The sequence below is a fragment of the Streptomyces liangshanensis genome, assembly GCF_011694815.1.
GTDB lineage: Bacteria > Actinomycetota > Actinomycetes > Streptomycetales > Streptomycetaceae > Streptomyces > Streptomyces liangshanensis.
In genome coordinates this window covers 5,200,795-5,219,172 of record NZ_CP050177.1, presented here as the reverse complement: position 1 = coordinate 5,219,172, position 18,378 = coordinate 5,200,795, and the positions used below count along the sequence as shown (strand labels likewise).

The 18,378-nt window shown below is 72.7% G+C and carries 16 protein-coding genes, 1 tRNA gene and 1 pseudogene; 9 read left to right on the top strand and 9 right to left on the bottom strand.

Translation table 11 applies throughout. The annotated features are described in order from the left end of the window. Positions 1 to 2 precede the first annotated feature (2 nt). From HA039_RS22605 to HA039_RS22575, 7 genes and pseudogenes are all read left to right on the top strand, one after another. Positions 3 to 977 (top strand): phosphatase PAP2 family protein, encoded by a 975-nt coding sequence (locus HA039_RS22605; protein WP_243870223.1) that lies wholly within the window; start codon positions 3 to 5, stop codon positions 975 to 977. Then, on the top strand, positions 877 to 2,175 hold the full coding sequence (locus HA039_RS22600) for a hypothetical protein (RefSeq protein ID WP_243869666.1): 1,299 nt from the start codon (positions 877 to 879) through the stop codon (positions 2,173 to 2,175). Before HA039_RS22605 ends, HA039_RS22600 begins: the two co-directional genes overlap by 101 nt. Next, positions 2,175 to 3,800 carry a hypothetical protein gene (locus tag HA039_RS22595; RefSeq protein ID WP_167032817.1) on the top strand — a complete coding sequence of 542 codons (1,626 nt, stop codon included), beginning with the start codon at positions 2,175 to 2,177 and terminating at the stop codon, positions 3,798 to 3,800. The genes HA039_RS22600 and HA039_RS22595 overlap by 1 nt, the downstream gene beginning before the upstream one ends. Beyond that, the gene (locus HA039_RS22590) at positions 3,797 to 5,170 is read left to right on the top strand and encodes an AAA family ATPase (RefSeq protein WP_167032815.1); all 1,374 of its coding nucleotides are present in this window, start codon (positions 3,797 to 3,799) and stop codon (positions 5,168 to 5,170) included. Before HA039_RS22595 ends, HA039_RS22590 begins: the two co-directional genes overlap by 4 nt. Positions 5,171 to 5,323: 153 nt before the next feature. Then, entirely contained in the window at positions 5,324 to 5,671 is a 348-nt protein-coding gene (locus tag HA039_RS22585; RefSeq protein WP_167032813.1) for a hypothetical protein, read from the top strand. A 180-nt stretch (positions 5,672 to 5,851) separates the two neighbouring features. Beyond that, positions 5,852 to 6,695, top strand: a pseudogene (locus HA039_RS22580) (hypothetical protein). Continuing rightward, a tRNA-Lys gene (locus HA039_RS22575) sits at positions 6,686 to 6,759 on the top strand. Before HA039_RS22580 ends, HA039_RS22575 begins: the two are co-directional and overlap by 10 nt. Before the next feature lie 68 nt (positions 6,760 to 6,827). Here HA039_RS22575 and HA039_RS22570 read toward each other — a convergent pair. Continuing rightward, positions 6,828 to 8,069 carry a M6 family metalloprotease domain-containing protein gene (locus HA039_RS22570; protein ID WP_243870220.1) on the bottom strand — a complete coding sequence of 414 codons (1,242 nt, stop codon included), beginning with the start codon at positions 8,067 to 8,069 and terminating at the stop codon, positions 6,828 to 6,830. Positions 8,070 to 8,405: 336 nt separating this feature from the next. Here HA039_RS22570 and HA039_RS22565 point away from each other — a divergent pair, with 336 nt between their 5' ends. Next, positions 8,406 to 10,388, top strand: coding sequence for a putative bifunctional diguanylate cyclase/phosphodiesterase (locus tag HA039_RS22565; protein ID WP_167032811.1), 1,983 nt, complete (start codon positions 8,406 to 8,408; stop codon positions 10,386 to 10,388). A 79-nt stretch (positions 10,389 to 10,467) separates the two neighbouring features. Here HA039_RS22565 and HA039_RS22560 read toward each other — a convergent pair whose 3' ends face one another. The 7 genes from HA039_RS22560 to HA039_RS22530 all read right to left on the bottom strand — a co-directional run bounded on the left by HA039_RS22560 (position 10,468) and on the right by HA039_RS22530 (position 17,483). Beyond that, complete coding sequence (locus HA039_RS22560) at positions 10,468 to 10,722, bottom strand: hypothetical protein (RefSeq protein ID WP_167032809.1); 255 nt, start codon at positions 10,720 to 10,722, stop codon at positions 10,468 to 10,470. Continuing rightward, the gene (locus tag HA039_RS22555; RefSeq protein ID WP_167032808.1) at positions 10,719 to 11,630 is read right to left on the bottom strand and encodes a peptidoglycan-binding protein; all 912 of its coding nucleotides are present in this window, start codon (positions 11,628 to 11,630) and stop codon (positions 10,719 to 10,721) included. Before HA039_RS22555 ends, HA039_RS22560 begins: the two co-directional genes overlap by 4 nt. Positions 11,631 to 11,661: 31 nt before the next feature. Beyond that, positions 11,662 to 12,303 carry a hypothetical protein gene (locus HA039_RS22550; protein ID WP_167032805.1) on the bottom strand — a complete coding sequence of 214 codons (642 nt, stop codon included), beginning with the start codon at positions 12,301 to 12,303 and terminating at the stop codon, positions 11,662 to 11,664. Between the two features lie 75 nt (positions 12,304 to 12,378). Beyond that, a complete protein-coding gene (locus tag HA039_RS22545; protein WP_167032803.1) occupies positions 12,379 to 14,994 on the bottom strand; it encodes a hypothetical protein in 2,616 nt (871 codons plus the stop codon). Continuing rightward, complete coding sequence (locus HA039_RS22540) at positions 14,981 to 15,826, bottom strand: hypothetical protein (RefSeq protein WP_167032801.1); 846 nt, start codon at positions 15,824 to 15,826, stop codon at positions 14,981 to 14,983. Before HA039_RS22540 ends, HA039_RS22545 begins: the two co-directional genes overlap by 14 nt. 8 nt (positions 15,827 to 15,834) lie before the next feature. After that, a complete protein-coding gene (locus HA039_RS22535; protein ID WP_167032799.1) occupies positions 15,835 to 16,905 on the bottom strand; it encodes a hypothetical protein in 1,071 nt (356 codons plus the stop codon). A gap of 17 nt (positions 16,906 to 16,922) precedes the next feature. After that, entirely contained in the window at positions 16,923 to 17,483 is a 561-nt protein-coding gene (locus tag HA039_RS22530; RefSeq protein ID WP_167032797.1) for a hypothetical protein, read from the bottom strand. A gap of 275 nt (positions 17,484 to 17,758) precedes the next feature. On the opposite strand from HA039_RS22530, the gene HA039_RS22525 reads away from it, so the two are divergent. Further along, a complete protein-coding gene (locus HA039_RS22525) occupies positions 17,759 to 17,998 on the top strand; it encodes a DUF3592 domain-containing protein (RefSeq protein ID WP_167032795.1) in 240 nt (79 codons plus the stop codon). A gap of 7 nt (positions 17,999 to 18,005) precedes the next feature. On the opposite strand, the gene HA039_RS22520 is transcribed toward HA039_RS22525, so the two are convergent. After that, complete coding sequence (locus tag HA039_RS22520; protein ID WP_243870218.1) at positions 18,006 to 18,353, bottom strand: hypothetical protein; 348 nt, start codon at positions 18,351 to 18,353, stop codon at positions 18,006 to 18,008. Positions 18,354 to 18,378: the final 25 nt, after the last annotated feature.

Genomic DNA, 18,378 nt, shown 5'->3' with positions numbered 1-18,378 from the left:
GGATGCCGTACAGCGCCAGCGCGGAGACCAGGCCGCACCCCCGGCCTCGGCTCCGGCTCAGGCCGCGCTGGTGGGCCGAGCTGGTGCTGATCGTCGCGGTCTACGCGGCGTACTCGGCGGGCCGGCTGCTCGCACGTGGTGACGTGTCCACGGCGGTCGATCACGGGCTGGCGATCCTGCGGATAGAGAAGGCGTTGCGCCTCAACGCCGAACACCCGCTGAACCGGCTCTTCACCAGCACCCCCGCCCTCGGCATACCCGCCGACTTCGCGTACGCCTCGCTGCACTACCTGGTCACGCCGGCGATCCTGGTCTGGATCTTCCGCAGCCGCCCCGCCCGCTACCGGGCGGCCCGCACCTGGCTGATGCTCTCCACCCTCCTCGGCCTCATAGGCTTCACGCTGCTGCCGACCTGCCCGCCCCGGCTGCTGGAGGCCGGGCACGGCTTCGTCGACACGATGGCGCAGTACAGCTCGTACGGCTGGTGGGGCGCCCAGGCGAGCGCGCCGCGCGGGCTCGGCGGGATGACGAACCAGTACGCGGCGATGCCCAGCCTGCACGTCGGGTGGGCCGTGTGGTGCGGGGTGCTGCTGTGGCGGCACGCGCGGACGCCGTTCGTCCGGTGGGTGGGCGTCGCGTATCCCGTGGTCATCACGATCGTCGTGATGGGCACGGCCAACCACTACTTCCTCGACGCGGTGGCGGGTGTGGTGGTGATGGGCGCGGGGGCGCTGCTGACCAGGCCCGCGATGCGGCTGGCGGACCGTCTGTGGGCGGCGCTGCCGTTCGCCGCCGCCGGGGCGCCCGCCCCGTCGCTCCCCTCGATCCCGTCCCGCGAAACCCCGATTGTCAGCGGCGGATGCGACACTTCCGCGGGTGACCGATTCCCTGGGCAGCGGACCCGCACCAGCGCTCCCTCCAGCCCCTCCGTCCCCGCCGCCTCCACCGCGGACGACGCTGCGGCAACGGCTCGCTGAGCTGCGCGGCCCGGCTGTCGCGCCGCATCCCCTGGACGCCCGCGCCCTGGCCGCCCTCGCCGCCAACCCCGGCTGCCGGCGCCGCGCGCTGCTGGACGGCGCCGGGGTGGACAAGGCGGCGCTCGCGAAGGCGTTGGGCTCCCCCGCCCCGTTCGGCCAGTCGCAGTTCGCGTTCATGCGGGGGAACGCGTTCGAGGCCAAGGTCAAGGCCGACGGCGGTACGGAACTGACGCGCCTGGTCGCCGAGCGGCTGGGCGTCGCTGCGCCCGCGCCCGGTGAGGTCCTCGTACCCGACCTGTCGGCGGCGGGCCCCGAGGGGCGCACGGCGAGGACGGCGCTCGCGCTGCGGGAGGCGACGGAGGCGGGCGCGTGGGCGCTGCTGGACCATCCGCTGCTGGCGCTGGAGGTGGCGGGCTCGCCGGCGTACCTGGAGCCGGACGCGGTGGTCGTACGGCCCGACGGGCGGTGGACGGTCGTCGAGATCAAGTCGTTCCCGATGATCGACGGCTCGGCGGACGCGGCGAAGGTGGGGGCGGCGGCGCGCCAGGCGGCGGTGTACGTGCTGGCGCTGGAGCGGGTCGCGGTCCGTACGGAGGGCGCGGAGGTGGACCACCGGGTGCTGCTGGTCTGCCCGAAGGACTTCTCGAACCTGCCGACGGCATCCGTGGTCGACGTACGGAAGCAGTTGTCGGTGACGCGCCGGCAGTTGGCCCGGCTGACCCGGATCGAGGACATCGCGGACGCGCTCCCTGAGGGCACGACGTTCGACGTGGAGCAGTGCTCGGGCGCGCAGCTGACGGCGGCCGTGGAGGCGGTGGCGGCGGCGTACGCGCCCGAGTGCCTGGCGGCCTGCGAGCTGGCGTTCCACTGCCGGGGCAGGGCGCGCACGGACGGCGCGGTGGAGGCGCTGGGCCGGGGTGTACGGGGCGAGCTGGGCGGCCTGACCACGGTGGGCGCGGTCCTCGCGGCGGCCCGCGGCGAGTCGGGCGACCCGGCCGACCCGACGGTGGCGGCACTGCGCAGGGCGGCGCGGTTGCGCGCGGAGGCCCTGGCGGAGGCGACGGCGCGGGAGGCCGCGCGCGAGGAGGCAACCGGGGAGCTGGCGGCGGCTGCGGGGGTGGCTTTCGGCGGGGTGCCCTCCGGTGGGTCGCCTTCCGGTGGGGCCGCTTCGGGTGGTCTGTCCGGAGGGGAGGGCTGATGTCGTTGATCGGTACGCTCGCGCGGCTGGAGGCCATGGAGAGTGGGCGGGCGCGGGCGCTGGCCACCGTGCGGCACCGGCGGATCTCGGCGCGGCCCCTCGTGCTGGTGCCGCTGACCACGTCCGGCGAGGCCGGCGCCCCGCTCGGCGCGCTCGTCGGGACGGACCGGGACGCCCCCCGGCTGCTGACCGTCGCCCAGCCGCGCGACCGTGACCTGCGGTTTGCCTTCCTCGCCGAGCTGGCCGAATCCGTCCTGCCGTACCTGGACGCGTACGCGGACGTCGTGGAGGCCGCCGAGCGCAACGAGACCGACCCGGAGAGCGGGAAGCGCGTCAAGGTCGAGGTCGAGCTGTGCGCGGACGCGCCGCAGTTGATCGTGCCGAGCCGCCCCGGGATCGACTTCGTCCGGCTGCTGGGGCGCTCGATGCGCTTCCGGCGTACGGCGGAGGACGACCCGGAGACCCCGTACCCCGCGCCCCCGCGCGTCCCGCTGCTCGGCCGCTGGCTGACGCACTACGGCGAGCGCGCGCGGGTCCCCGGCTCCTCGCTGCTGCTCGCGGCGACCGACCTGCTCAACCGCCACTGGGCGACCGGGCAGTCGAACCTGGAGGACCAGCACCTGGGCGCGCTGCTCGCGTGGATCGACCCGCCGGCCGGGTCGTCCGGCGAGGAGGCCGCGCTCCGCGCCGAGCTGGAGCGGGACCGGGACGGCCAGCTGGTGTGCCCGCCGGCCGGACCGGCCACGGACCCGGCGTTCGACAACCGGCTCCTCGCCCCGGCGATCGAGCGGTACGACAGCGCCCGGCAGGCCCTCGCCGCCGCCGAGGACGGCCCGGGCGCCGACGAACAGCTCGCCCGGCTCACCGGCGCCGAGCGGGAGATCCGCCGGCTGCTCGCCGGGGTCATGCGCCCCACCTGGGACGCCGTGTGGCACGGCCTCGACCTGCTCGCGGAACTGCCCGAGGGCGCGCGCGTCACGGACCGCTGGACGCGCGACCGCTGGTCGTTCACCGGTCACCGCGACCGGGTGCGGGCCGGTGAGCCGCCGCAGCCGCGCCGCGACGACGCGGTGACGGCCGCCCAGAAGCTCGCCTCGCGGGAGACCGCGCAGGGGCAGCTGGAGGCGCAGGAGGCGCTGGACGACCCGCTGGTGCTCGCGGGGCGCAGGCTGGCCGGGGAGGCGTTCCTGGGCGAGGTGACGGAGGTGGAGATGGCGTACAGCGACAGCAAGCGGCCCTCGCCGCGCCCGCTGATCACCGTCCTGACCGACGACCTGCCGCACCTCGGCCACCGGACGAAGGTGTTCCGCTCGCTGGACGGCAAACCGCAGTCGGCAGAGTTCGTCCGCGCGGACGACACCCCGGAGGGCGACGCCGGGGGCGGCGCACTGGTGCTGCGGCTCCTGGACCGGATGGGGCGGAGCAAGGACCCCGCGCCCGGCTCCGTACCGGAGAAGGGCGACCGGATCGTCTGGACCCTGTTTGAGCACGACCAGCGCGGCGGCCCGAAGCTGCCGGACCCGGAGGAGACGCCGTGGACGCACGGCGGCCCCCCGGGCGCCGACGCCACCCCCGAGGCACCACTCCCCGCCCCCGACCCGGTCACGGAGGACGACTTCCTGTGAGCAGCAGCAGTACGGACGAGGCCGCGCACCCCCGTACGGCGGCCGCCTTCGACCCCGGCGCCGCCGCGACCCGGGCCACCGACGCGATCCTGCGGGACACCCTGCACGGCGCCCATCGCGGGGTGGTCGTGGACTCCCCGCCCGGCGCCGGGAAGTCGACGCTGGTGGTGCGGGCCGCCCTCGAACTGGCCGCCGCCGGGCGGCCGCTGATGGTGGTCGCGCAGACCAACGCCCAGGTGGACGACCTGGTGACGCGGCTCGCCGAGAAGGCCCCCGACCTGCCGGTCGGGCGGCTGCACAGCAACGACCCCGACCCGTACGACAAGGTCCTCGACGAGCTGCCCAGCGTGCGCAAGTCCGCGAAGGCCGCGGACCTCGCCGGGCTCGACATCGTGATCTCCACGGCCGCGAAGTGGGCCCACGTGCAGGGCGTCGAGCCGTGGCGGCACGCCATCGTGGACGAGGCGTACCAGATGCGTTCGGACGCGCTGCTCGCCGTCGCGGGGCTCTTCGAGCGGGCGCTGTTCGTCGGGGATCCCGGGCAGCTGGACCCGTTCAGCGTGGTGGGGGCGGACCAGTGGGCGGGGTTGTCGTACGACCCGTCGGCGAGCGCCGTCTCGACGCTCCTCGCGCACAATCCGGAGCTGCCCCAGCACCGGCTGCCGGTCTCGTGGCGGCTGCCGGCGTCGGCGGCGCCCCTGGTGTCGGACGCGTTCTACCCGTACACCCCCTTCCGCAGCGGTACGGGTCCCGGGGACCGGAAGCTGGCCTTCGGCGTCCCGTCGGACGGCTCGGGGCCCGACCGGGTGCTGGACGAGGCGGCCGCCGCGGGCTGGGGGCTGCTGGAGCTGCCCGCGCGGCGCACGCCCCGTACCGACCCGGAGGCGGTCCGCGCCGTGGCCCTGGTGGTACGGCGGCTGCTGGACCGCGGCGGCGTGGCGACGAGCGAGCGCTCCCCGGATCCGGTGCCGGTCACGGCCGACCGGGTCGCGGTCGGCACGGCCCACCGCGACCAGGCGGCGGCGGTCCGCGCGGCCCTCGCCGAGCTGGGCGTGGAGGGGGTCGCGGTCGACACGGCCAACCGCCTCCAGGGCCGGGAGTTCGACGTCACGGTGGTGCTCCACCCGCTCTCGGGCCGCCCGGACGCGACGGCCTTCCACCTGGAGACCGGAAGGCTCTGCGTCCTGGCCTCCCGCCACCGGCACGCGTGCGTGGTGGTCTGCCGGGCGGGGGTGGCGGAACTGCTGGACGAGCACCCGTCCACCGAACCGGTCCAGCTGGGCGTCACGGTCAAGTTCCCGGACGGCTGGGAGGCCAACCACGCGGTGCTGGCCCAACTGTCGGAACACCGCGTGACCTGGCGGCCGTGAGGGCCGGGGCGGGCTGGGCGTGCGGGGAGTTCCTGGTTTCGGGCTGTCTGTCGCCCGGAGGTCGTCCGGTGTATGGGCGGAGGCCCTCTTGCGGGGGGTTGGACAATGGACGGTGGCCCAGAGGCCGGCACAGGCACGAGCAGGAGGAATCACATGGCGGATCCCGAGCGGAGTGAGCGGCGGCTGCGGCCCGCACCGCTGCTCTTCGAGCCCTCGGAGGCGGTCGCCGACCCCGAGCACTTCTTCGACCTCGAATCCATGGACGACCCGGCGGACCTGCTGAGCCGCGCCACCGAGCTGAGTCTGGCCTTCCGCGCGGCGGCCGACCGGGCGGTCGAGTTCCAGGCGGTCGCGGCGGCCCAGCTCGCCGACCCGCGCCGGTTCGACCGGCTGACGGCCGCGGACATCGCGCTGCGGGCGCAGTGGACCGAGGACTACGCGAAGAAGATGGTCGAGTTCGGCCGGGATCTGCTGCGTGGTGAGGGCCTGGCGGAGAAGTAGCCCTCGGGGGCGGCGGGAGCGGCCGGGGGCGGTGGCGGTCCCCGGACCGCTGTCAACCGCTCGAACCGGCCAGGCAGCTGGCATATGCCGGGGCGTAGGTTACGCCGTCCGCTCCCGCCCTGTCCCGGTTTCCGTGAACTCTGAGGAACTGCCTCGTCACTCCCGGTACATCTGGGTGACATGAGTGGATGGCTGCGAGACGAATCACCCTTGAGTCCGGGCGCGAGCGACGACGAGCGCCGCACCGACATCCTCGGTCTCCTCCAGGGGGAGAGCGGGCACCACACGGCACGGGTCACGCCGGCCGGTGCGGACTGGCTCGCCTCCGCGGGGCCGTACCCCCGCTCGACGCTCTCCCAGTGGGCCGCCCGCCCCACCGCGCCGGGGGTTCTTCCATGCGGCGGGGCGTTCGACGTGGTCAGCGCCCCGGCGATCTTCGGCCGCCGCATGCTGAACCGGCTCTGGTCCGACGGCCCCGGGTCGGGTCCGGTGGCCGCGTACCGGGGCAGGACCTTACTCTTCGCCGCTCCGGGCACCGCCCAGCGGCTGCCGTCCCTGCTCGCGTGGGAGGAGTGGGGCGGCTCGGCGGCGACGGCCGAAGGAGCCCGGGACGGGGGCGCGGGCGGGTACGGGGGCGGCGACGCGGACGGGTACGGGGGCGCGGGCGAGTACGCGGACGACGGCGACGGCCACCGGTCGGGCGGCGCCCTCTCCGTACCGCCCCTGCTGTGTCACGGGGCCGGTGACGCCGTGACCGTACCGCCGCTGGCGCCCGGGAACGCGTCGGGGCCGCGCTGGGTGGTGGCGCCCGACACCCGCCATCCGTGGCTGCCGGGACCGGACGTCCTGCTGTGGGCGTGCGTCCGGGCCGCCCGTGCGGCGGGACGTCCCGCCCGCTCCCGTACCCGCGTCCCCGCACACACCTCTGACCAGGCGATACGACCCCGCACCCGCTCCCCCCATATCGATTTTTCCTCCCGCCGATCCGGGTGCTAAGGTCTACGACGTCAGCAGGCGCCGTTAGCTCAGTTGGTTAGAGCAGCTGACTCTTAATCAGCGGGTCCGGGGTTCGAGTCCCTGACGGCGCACAGACAAGATCGAGGCCCCTCGCGCGAGCGGGGGGCCTCGGTCTTTTGGCCGTACGCCGGCTCCGGCGCTACGTGCCCGTGGTGATCTTGACGGTCCAGGCGCCGGTCGCCGTCCGGTCCGCGACCTCCACCCTGATCCGCTCGTCCGGGACCGAGAACGTCTCCCCCACCCCCAGCGGCGCGTCCGCCAGCGGCGGGTACACCGACGTGTCCCAGCAGGCGTCGCTGGACGGATGGGTGTCGACCACCTCCACCGGGCCGCCGCCGGACTCCGCCCCGCTCCGCACGCGGTAGATCAGCACGCCCTCGGTGCAGGTGCCCGCGTCGTTCCCGGTCGCGCCGCGCGCCTCGACGGCGACCACGGAGTCCTCCCCGGTCCTGACGACCGCGAGCCGGGTCCCCGCGTCCCCGCCGACCTGCGGGGCCTCGGCGATCGGCTCCAGGGTGAGCAGCTCCGTACCGGGCAGCACGCAGCGCACCTGGCGCCGGTCCAGCCAGCCCAGCTTCCACTTGTGCCAGCCGAAGAGGTCCGGCGAGAGGCCGAACTGGCTGCCCATCACGTCCCAGTCCCCCACGTACGTGTCCCAGTCGCCCTTGCCGTCCGACGGGCGGTGGTAGAGATCCGGCAGGTCGAAGACGTGCCCGGTCTCGTGGGCCAGCACGTTGCGGTCCGGCGGGTGCTTCTCGAAGACGGTGACGATACGGCGGATGTCCTTGCCGTCCGCGCGCATCGGCCGCTCGAAGTTGACGACCTTCGTGGCGTCCGAGTCGACGCCGGGGGCGGTCGGGTCGGCGACCAGGTACACGATGTCGTAGCGCGAGAAGTCCACGACCGGATCGGCGACGCGCAGCGCGTCGCGCAGGTAGGCGGTGCGCTTCGACGGGTCCCAGTCGCGCTGTATCCCGTACGAGGTGGAGGCGTCCGGCATCCGGATCCACCGCGCCTCGGGGTGGGCGCGCAGGGCGAACTTCCCGTACGACGCCCGCGCGTAGAAGCGGCTGGTGGCCGGGAAGTGGTCGGCGGCCAGCTCCTCGGGGCTGGTCGTCGGTTCGGCGTCCGGGAACGACAGGAAGACCATCACCGCGTCGAGGGTGCGGTCGGGGCGGGTGTAGGAGCCGTTCCAGGTGTCCAGGCCGAGGGAGTGGTGCGCGGCGGTACGGGGCAGGGCGCAGGGCCCCGCCGCCGGCGCGGCCACGGCCGGGCCGGCGACCAGGGACGTGGCGGCGAGCGCCATGAGGGAGGTCAGAGCGGCCGCCGTGCTGCGCAGGCGCGGCCGTTCCACTCCCCCGGGTGGCTCCAGTCGCTGCACGTCGACCTCCGGCTGGGGGTTGGGGGACACCACCACCCACCTTGTGCCGGTTCCTCGCGATACGCCCTGTTCCGCTGCCCCACTCGGGTGAGGCGCGGCGCGCGGGGTGCGACACCCCGGGCTCTCACGGAAAGTCACAACCGCTCACGAGGGGATCGTCCGAGGCCACGGGCGTGCAGAAACGATCGCCCAGCGACAGGCCGCCGACCGATCGGACTCCGGATCTCGGCCACAGAGCTGGAACGGCCACCCGGACAGCCTCTATGATCGGCACACTTTCCCAGGCCGACCGTCCCGACCACCCTGTACGACACCACTGCACCGCGGGAGCGAGCCGTGAGCGGAACCTCCGAAGGGCCGCGCCCTGCGGCAGTCGTGGCGCCCGGCAACGTACCCGGCACCGTGCGGCCGCCGGTCACGGAGCGTCATGCGGACCGGACGGATTCGGGGGGCCGGGCGGATTCGGCCGGCTGGACGGATCCAGCGGGCCGGACGGACGCGCCGCCCCGGACGGACGGGCCGCCCCCGGCGGACGCGGGCGAGCATCGCGCCGCCTTCCGGACCGCCCCCCTCGCCATGGCCGTCGTGGACCACCACGGCACGATCGTGTGCGCCAACGACGCGCTCGCCGCGCTCCTCGGCGTGCCGGCCGCCGTGCTCCTCGACCGGTCCGCCGCCGACCTCGTCGACCTCTCCTCCGACACCCGCACCTGGCACGCGTACCGCGAGGTGCTGCACGGCCTGCGCTCCCGCTTCCGCTGCACCCGCCGCCTCAAGCACTCCGACGGCCGGACCCTGTGGGCGGAGATCACGGTCGCGCCGGTGCCGGACAGCCGCAGCGTCCTGCTGTCGGTCTCCGACATCACCGACCGGCGGGAGCTCCAGGCACGGCTGCGCCACCTCCAGATGCACGACCCGGTCACGCGGCTGCCCAACCGCACCCTGTTCTTCGAACGCCTGGCGTCGGCGCTGGAGACACCGCCGCGCCACCCCGCGTACCCGTCCGGCGGTGTCGGCCGGGGCGGCGACACGGGGGCAGATCATGGCAGAACAGGGCGGATCGGCCTCTGCTACCTCGATCTCGACGGCTTCAAGGCGGTCAACGACACCCTCGGCCACCGGGTCGGCGACCGGCTGCTCGCCGCCGTCGCCGGCCGCCTGACCGAGTGCGCCGACCACGACGGCTACACCCGCAGCGGCAGCCACCTGGTCGCCCGGCTCGGCGGCGACGAGTTCGCGATCCTGGTCGAGGACTCCACCGGTACGGAGCAACTCGCCGATCTCGCCCGGTCCGTGCTCTCCGCGCTCCAGCGCCCCTTCGACCTGGCCGGCCAGCGGCTCGCGGTCTCGGCCTCGATCGGGGTCGTGGAACGTACGACCGAGGGCACCACGCCCACCGGCCTCATGCAGGCCGCCGACACCACGCTCTACTGGGCGAAGGCCGACGGCAAGGCCCGCTGGACCCTCTTCGACCCGGAGCGCAACGCCCACCGGATGACCCGTCAGGCGCTGTCCTCGACGCTGCGGCCGGCCGTCGAGCGCGGCGAATTCCTGCTGGAGTACCAGCCGTTGGTGGGGATGGCGGACGGGGCCGTGCGGGGCGTGGAGGCGCTGGTGCGCTGGGAGCACCCGCAGTTCGGGACGCTCGCGCCGAACCGCTTCATCGGGATCGCCGAGGAGGACGGCTCGATCGTGCAGTTGGGCCGGTGGGTACTGCGGACGGCCTGCCGCCAGGCCCGGCAGTGGCAGAAGGACCACCCGGGCGCCCGCCCGCTGTTCGTCAGCGTCAACGTCGCCGTACGCCAGGTGTGGGACTCCGACCTGGTGGCGGACGTCGCCGGGATCCTCGCGGAGACCGGACTGGCCCCGTACCTTCTCCAGTTGGAGCTGACGGAGTCCGCGGTGATGGGCTCGGCGGGCCGCCCGCTCCAGGCCCTCCAGGCGCTGAGCGACATGGGGGTACGGATCGCGATCGACGACTTCGGCACGGGCTACTCGAACCTCGCCTACCTCAGCCGACTGCCCGTCTCCGTCCTGAAGTTGGACGGCTCCTTCGTCCGGGGCTTCCGTTACGACGAGGGGGTCCACCCGAGCCCGGCGGACGAGGTGATCGTGGAGACCCTGGTGCACCTCGCGCACCGGCTGGGGCTGACGGTCACGGCGGAGTGCGTGGAGACCGAGGGCCAGGCCGAGCGCCTGGGCCGCATCGGCTGCGACACGGGCCAGGGCTGGCTGTACTCCCGCGCGGTCACCCCGGACCGCATTGCGGAAATGATCACGGCGGACCGCACCCACGCCCCCAGCCCCCAGCAGGTCTGAGGCGGAACGGTCCCACCCGGGAACGCGGAGAAACGCCCCCGACCGCGGGACACACGGCCGGGGGCGTCCCCGCGTCACGTCACTTTCCTGAGGCCTGCCAGATGGTCAGCGCCAGCGCGGCGCACGACGTCACCGCAGCGAGCGACGACAGGGGCCAGCGCGAACGCTCCAGCGCGTCGAGCCGGTCCTCGTGCTCGTCCACGGCCTTGTCGGTCTGGTCGACGCGCTGGAGCAGCAGCGCCAAGTCGCCGCGGGTGGTGGCGAATCCGACGTCCACCGACCGGTGCAGGCGCTCCAGTTCGACGGCGATGCCCTCGGCTTCCGACTGCGTCACGCGGCCCCACCCCCGGTCAGAACGGTTCCTCCGGTACGAGGGACACGCAGCCGCTCCCAACTGGCCCGCCCTGGAATGCCGTCGGCGTCGGCGCCGCGGTAGCCGAGCTTGCGCTGCCACGCGGCGTACGAACGGTTGTCGGCCGCACCCCATACGGGACCGGGGCCGACGTCGTACCGTCCGCAGCCCTCGGCAACCAGCCGGCGGCCGACCGACGTGATCAGGGGGCTGCTGCGGCCCGGCACGAAGAAGGCGGCACCGGGGAAGGTCTCGTAGGCCGGTTCCGGGGGTGTGCCGGGCCCGGGGGGTGGGGCCGGAGGCGCCGGTTTCGAGCGCAGGCGGGCGCTGACGCGGTCCCGCATCAGAGACATCGAGAACGACGGGTCGACCTTCCGTCGCGTCCACTCCTTGTGCGCGACCACACTCCTCGCCGACCAGCCGTGCGCCCGGCACAATGCCGCCGACAGCCGCTCGGCCGCGTCGAGCTGGGCGGCGGGATAGGGGTCACGTCCGTTGCCGAGGTTCTCGATCTCGAAGCCGTAGAAACGGGCATTGCCGTCCACGGTGTCCGGCCCCCTCGCGGGCAGGGGCCGCTCGGCGCGTACGGCTTCGAGGACAGCGGCGGAGCCGTTGCCCGCGTGGTTCGTCCGTCCGTGGCCGACGAGATGGACCGTGCCGTCCTTGGTGAGCAGGCCGACGCAGAGGGGGCCGGGCAGGGACGGAATGCCGTCGCGGCAGAGCGCGAGGCTGTCGACGCCCGCGGTGTGGTGCAGCATCACTCCATGGACGGGGCCCCAAGGGCCCTTGTGGTTCCGGTTGTGGGTCTTCCAGTCGCCGTGCTCGGCGACGCGGACGCCCTCGCCGCGCAGGGCGCGGACGAGGGCGTCGGCGGACAGCGGTGCGGCCATGGGCCGGCTCCTCACGTCGTGGACGGGGGTGTCACATCAGGGGCGTCACGGTCACGAATCGGTTGGTGAAGGTGGCGGTGTTCGTCGTGGCGGCCGACTTGTAGGCGGCGGTCGCGGTGCAGACGGCGCCGGGTGCGAGGCTGTTGACCTGGAACTGCGTGGAGGCGGAGCACTGGTTCGTACCACTGACGATCGCGGCGCGCGCGTCGGCGGCGGCGAGCGTGAGAGTCGTACCGGTGCGGATGTTCGCCGACATGAAGGACGCGGAGGCCGCGCTGCCGCTGATGCGCGCGCCCACCGAGACCAGGACCGAGCCGGAGAGGGGCGCGGTGAACGTGACCGCCGTCGGATCGCCGGTGGAGCCGGTGAGCGTCTCGGTGTAGGCGGTGACCGCGAGGGTGCCGGCCGTCGTGTTGGCCTTGTGCACGGCGCCCGGCACGACGGGCTGCCACTGGGTGCCGGAGTAGTGGAAGAACCGGCCGGGGGTGTTGAGCCAGACGAGCATGCCCTGGACCGGCGCGGTGACCCTGGCGTCGCGGGTCGCCGCGTCGAGGAAGCGCAGGACGGTACGGCCGTCGATGGACTCGGCGAGTGACTGGATGTGGAGAGGGACGTTGGCGGCGTCGGTGGGCTGCGGGTACGGCAGATTCCCGAGCGGGGTGAGCTGGGCCATGGCAGGACCTCCTGGCTGTACGGACGAGGAAGGCGCGGATGTCGAGGCGGGCGTCAGGGTGGAGGCGGCGCCGGGTCAGCCGCGGCCCTCCCGAGACGGCGGCAGGATGTCGGGGCTCGTGCCCCGGTCGCCCGCGCCCGCCCCGGGGCTGTCGACCGGTACCGGTGGCCGCGGAGGCTCCGGGGGGAGCGGGTCGTCGGCAGGCTGCTCGGCTTCGGGTACGTCCTCAGGCGCGACCTCCGAGGCGGCGTGGGGCGCGCCCGCCGATCTGGCGGCCGCACCGGCGGTCACCGGCAGCGGAACCAGCAGCGCGCGGTAGTCGGGCTCACCCGCCCTCAGGTCGGCGAGCGTCGCGTACTGGGCGGTGACCTGGGCGTACGTACGCCGTGTGCCGTACGACGGGTCGATCGGCCCGTCCGGTGTCAGCCCCGCGTCCCGCGGTACGCCGTTGTACGAGGTCCCCCGCAGTGTGAGCGTCTGCTGCGGCGCGGCTCCCGCGGCGTAGTTCGTGCGCGTCCCGACCACCCAGGCGAGTGTGTCGAGTTGCGCTCCCGCCGTGTCCACGACCCGGACGGCGTCGCCGAGTTGGATCCGCGGATCGTGCAGCACCTCGACCTCCCCCAGCACCGGCACCGGGTAGCGGCCGGCGTTGAGCATGGTCTGCGCGAGGGTGGTCGCCGAACCGCCGTTCTGCACCCACTCGGAGGCGGGGGCCGCGTACTGCTGCCGGCCGTAGTACTGCTGGCTATCGGGGCTCCACCAGGCCGCCTGGCGCAGTTGGGGATCGCCGGTCGCCTTCTGCGGCACGATCCGGGCCGATGGCTTGCCGTCCTTGGTGACGGTCCACAGCGGTACGGTCCCGGTGTTGGTGAAGCGGGCGAAGTACGTGGGTCCCTCGCGACGGCAGCTGACGGAGACCACGCCCTTGACCGCTGTACCACCGGTCGGGGCTGTACCGAAGCGAACCCGGTGACCGTCGTTCACCACCGAGTCGTCGGTCACGACCAGGGGTCCGATGTCGAACTCGTCCTCGGCGACGGCGTAGGAGATCTCCACCGACGTACCGGGATCGATTCTCCGGATGGCCGTGTCGTCCACGGAGTCACCGTTCACGCGGCCGACGCCGGACCAGTCCTGGTACGGCTGCTCGCAGTGATTGCGGCAGGCGTCGATCTCCTCGCCGACGGTGAGAGCGGCGATGTTCCTTCTGGTGGTCACGGTGAGGTCGGGCTCGGCCGGCACCCTGCCGAAGCGGGTCGGTCCCTTCCAGTGGAAGACGCCCTGTTCGTCGAACTCCGCGGTGGACATGCTCGCGCGGGCGATCTCGGTGATCACGTCCCACTGCGAACCGGTCACCCTGGGCATGGCGTAGATCGGCAACGCCTCGTCGTCCAGCACCGCGCCCTTGGTCCACTTACCCCGCTGTTCCCACTCGGCGCGGGGGTAGGAGGGGATGTCGGGCCAGATCCGGTCGGTCAGCTGGACGCACTCCACCGCCATGTCGGTGGTGAGGTCGACGTGGTGGACCTCCGCGCGCGGCTGGCTCCCCGACGGCTGGACGTAGGTCGCGGTGGGGCCGGCGTAGTACGAGCCGTCGGGGCCGGTCAGCCGGGGGGCGACCGTCGGCAGCACGCTGGTCCCCGACGACCGGGTGTCGAAGAGGAATCCGAGGTGCCAGCTGCCCCTGAGGGCCGCCAGCGCGGCAACCGTCCAGGTGAAATACCAGAAGGGTCCCCCCTGGGTCCCGGAGTGGATGAAGACCGTACCCGTCGCGATGTCGACGCTCCCCTTCAGGTAGCCGAAGGCCCCACCGCTCCGGTCCAGCACGACACTGAGCTCGATGATGTTGCCCCTGCTCTTGGCCGTGTTGACCCAGCATTCGAGCAGGAACACCTTGCCGGGCACGACGAACCGCGAGCGCGGCATCCACGATGCGGTGAGTCCGGCCGCCTTCGGCATGAGGGCCATCTCGAAGGGAGCACCTTCGCGGATCCAGTCGTAGTCGCCGATCGAGGGGACCGACTCGGGCTGTCCGTAGGTCGCGTTGACGCCACCGTGCAACGAGGCGTACAGCGCGGTGAAGGCGTTGGTGTCGTCGGCGTCGGCCTGCGGCGCGCGAGGCGGCGGGCAGGTGTGGATGCCGCCCTGCCGGAGCAGTTCGTCCACGCACCAGGGCGCGGACGCGATCCGCAGGCCGGTCCAGACGCCGTGGTAGGGGCGGGGGAGCGAAGCGGGGCCCCGCAGCCGCTCGGCGCCGTCGAGGGCCTGGACGGTGACGGTGTCGCTGCCGGACGCCGCCGTACGGGAGCGGATGGTGCCCCGGAAGGCCGGCAGCGTGCGGCCGTTGACGCCCGTCTCGTGGACGACGGACTGGCCGGGGCGTACGGCGTCGCCGGTGGCCCGGTCCGCCCAGGCGGAGTACAGGCGCGGGGCGGGCTCCGGGACCGGGCCCGCGCCGGCCTCGTCGGCGTTCCGCTCCTCGGTCCGGCCGCCCAGCTGCGCCTCGAACTGCGCCGAGGCGCTGCCGCTGAACGCCCGCATGGCCTCGGGGAGGTCGGTGTTGTAGGCCCGCTCGACCTTCCAGGACTGAATCTGCTCGCCGAGCTCCTCGCCGCCGAGGCGGGTGGAGTGGACGGGGGTACGCTCCGGCGCGGCGAGCGCTGCGTCGAACCTCTCGTCAGAGGGCTGCACCTGCCACCTCCACCAGATCGATGCTGACACTGCGGTAGGGCAGGCGGGTGGCGGGTGTCTCGGTGTAGCCGGTGACGGCCATGGCCGGGCAGCCGTCGCCGAGCGACAGGGCCACGGGCTCCTCGCCGATGGTCAGGCTCGCTCCGGCCAGACCGGTCAGCCCGGTCCTGCCGGGGGCACCGACGGGGGTGACGAAGGCTGCGCCAGCGGGCGCCGTGCCGGTGACCAGCGGGCCGGCGGCCGACGTCGTGGACAGATAGGTGCCGTCCACGTCCTTCCAATCCAGTTGGGCGGTGGCCACTTCGGAATCCCAGTCGGGCGGAAGCAGCCAGGAGATCCGCATACCCGGCATCACGGGCCAGCCGGGCCAGACCCCGTGCCGCCAGCCGATCTTGGTGGCCGCGTTGTCACAACTGCCGACGACGACGTCGTCGACGGTGGGACTGATGGTGATCGCTCCCTGCACGGTGAACCAGTGCTCGTGGCCGCCGGGATTCAGGGTCTGTCCCGCCGCCTGGTAGGGGTCCAGCAGATTGACGGCCGCGGGATCGATCACGACGACGGACCGGCCGGCGTACACGTTGCGGCCCAACATGCCGGGGCCGTTGACACGCCGGGCAAGCCGGATCAGGTGCTCGGCGTCGGCCGGCTCCAGCCAGTCCCAGGCGAACTTGAGCCGGCGCGCGGTACGTGCGGGCGCGATGGTGGTGATCTGCCCCTCCAACGACTTGAACTCGCTGACGTTCAACTCGGCTCCGCGGTCCCAGCTCTTGGCGGCCTGCGTGATCTCCCGCAGGAGTCCCGGCTTGCCGATCCACAGATTCCTTGCCATGTCCTGTCTCACCTCCTGGCGAGCTTGCGCTGGCCGACGAGGACAGCGCGAGCGATGGTCTGCGAGTCGACCTCGATGTGTACGGGGCGTTCGGCGAGGCGCTCGACGGCCTGGGCGAGCCGGGTCATTCCGGCGGCTCCGCCTGGGTGCCCGCCGAGCATGCGCTCCAGCCGGGAGAGCGGGATGACGGCCTCGGCCTCGCCTCCCTCTCCGATGAGTGCGAGCCGGCCGCCGGCCCTGGCCTCGACGATGCCGCCCTGCGCGAGTTGGGGCACCGGGATGCGGGGAAGGTTGAACGCGAAGCCCTTGCCGCCGATGACGGGCACCCAGTCGGGAACGCTGAACTTGACCTGGTTGAGCCCGCCGATCAGGGAGTTGAGCCCCCGGACGAGCATGCGGGTGGGCAGCAGGAAGGCGTTGACGACGCCCTTGAAGAGCGGGCCGAGGAACCGGGCTGCGGAGGAGGACGCGGACCGCATGGCGTTCCAGGCCGCCGTCATGCCCCGCTTGGCGACGGCCATGACCTTGTCCATGTTGACGAACCGCGCGATGAGGGGCGCGAGCAGCGTCATGATGAGCCCGAACGGGCTGGCGGCCATGGCGAGGTTGAGTCCCCTCTGCGCGAGCGACGCGCCCTTGAGCCCCTTCCCGAGCCCGTCCATGGACTTCCCGCCCTTGTCGGCGTTCTTCCCGGCCTTCCCGACGGACTTCTCCACCCCGTCGGCCTGCCTCTTGACGTCCTGGAGGGCGTTCTTGGCCTTGTCGGCGGAACTCTTGAGCCGGTCGAGCGAGGTCTTGAACTTGTCGGCCCCGGCCCGGGCCTTCCCCATCCCGCCGTCGGCGGACACGGCGGTCGACTTGATCCTGTCCAGGCCGCTGCCTCCGGTGGTCGCGGCGGTCCTGAGCCTGCCCAACGAGGTGTTCAGCCGGTCCGACCCTCCACGGATCCTGTCCAGCGTGGGGCCCGCCCCGCCGGCGGAGGTCTGAAGTTGCCGTACGGCCGACGCCGCTTGGGTGATCGTGGTGCGGAATCGCGAGAGTGAGGAGGCTGCGGTGGTCGAACTTCGAGCGAGTGACATCAGGGTTCCCTGTCGTGTCAGGCGATCTGCCGTGCGGCGTTGGTGACTTCCTTGGTGAGATCGCTGAGGGATCGGGACAGTGCGATGGAGGCGCTGCGCATGCTCTTGAGCCGGTCGATGTCGATACTGCTCACCGGCGCCGACTGAGGAGTGGTCCTCGCGGGGGTGGGCGTCTCCCTCGGAATAGACCGGGGAATTCCTCTTTCATCGCGGGCCAGATTGAACTTCTTCAGCGCGGCGACCGTCAGCAGATCCTTGTCCACGATCGTGCTGACCAGGAAACCCACAAGTACGGCACCCAGTGCGGACAGGCTGGCGAGCGACGAGATCTTGAAGTCCTGGATCGCCTTGACGACTCCGTCCGCACCAATCACCTTGGCCCACTGCTCGGCCTGCGTCGGATCCTCTTTGGCACTCTTGAACTTCTCGTCCAGATATTCCTTGGTGACACCCCCGCCCTTGTGCTCCTTGAACTTCTCGTTGATGTACGCCTGGGTGGCAATGCCACCGCCGGCTTCGAGCTTTCGCTTCACCTCGACCACTTGGTCGTAGACCTCGCCGAGCGAGTGATCTGCCATAGTCGATTCCTTCTCTTTCTGCGCCCGCCGCCCGCACTTGACGACCCTTGACACGGAAACTCGGCCGCACGACAATGAGCCGCGCCGATCTTCGGTGTCGTCCAGGTCGAGTACAGGGGTGGAACATGAATGGACCTGCGATCACGGTTACTGCCCTGGCATCACTTTCCCTGCTCTTCTTCACCAAGATTCACAGCCGGGGCAGGGCGTTACGGAAGCGCGGGGTGCGAGTCTCCGCGATATGCGTGAACAAAGCGAAAGGCCCCAGTGGCACCGTGAATCTCATGGTCCGGCACACGTCACCCGACGGGATGGAACTGCATTTCGATCTGGGGCCGTTCCGCTATCCCCCCGCCGACATCGGTGACACGGTCACCGTGATATACGATCCTCGCGATCCACGAAACGCGGAGACCCCGGACCAGATGACAAAAGGCCGGTTGTCCCTCTCGTTCATGGCGGCGTCCGCCGCGGTCGCCGTCTTTTCCCTGGCCCTGGCTCTCCTCAGCTCCTAGAGACGTCTCAGGAAAAGAAGTGCGCGATTTCCGCCGGGCCGGGTGGGGCAGGCGCGGGCCGTTCCCCGGCCTCGGCACCGGACGTCCCGCCGGGGCGGGGAACGGGCTCCGGCGCCTCCGGTGGATCGGCGTCCTCGTCGCGGTTGACCGTGGCGAACATCCAGTTCGCTTCCGCCAGTTGGTCGGCCACGTGGGCCAGGAGGTACTCCGTCACCGTCCAGTCGGCCGACTCGCCGTGGAGTTCGCGGGCCACCGCGCTGTCCCGGGGGAGGTGTCGGATCAGTACCGCGAGGCGGCGGGAGGTGAGGCGGCCGCGGTGCCAGTCCAGCAGGTCCGTGCCGTAGTAACGCAACAGGTCGGCCTCCAGGGCCTCGGCGTGC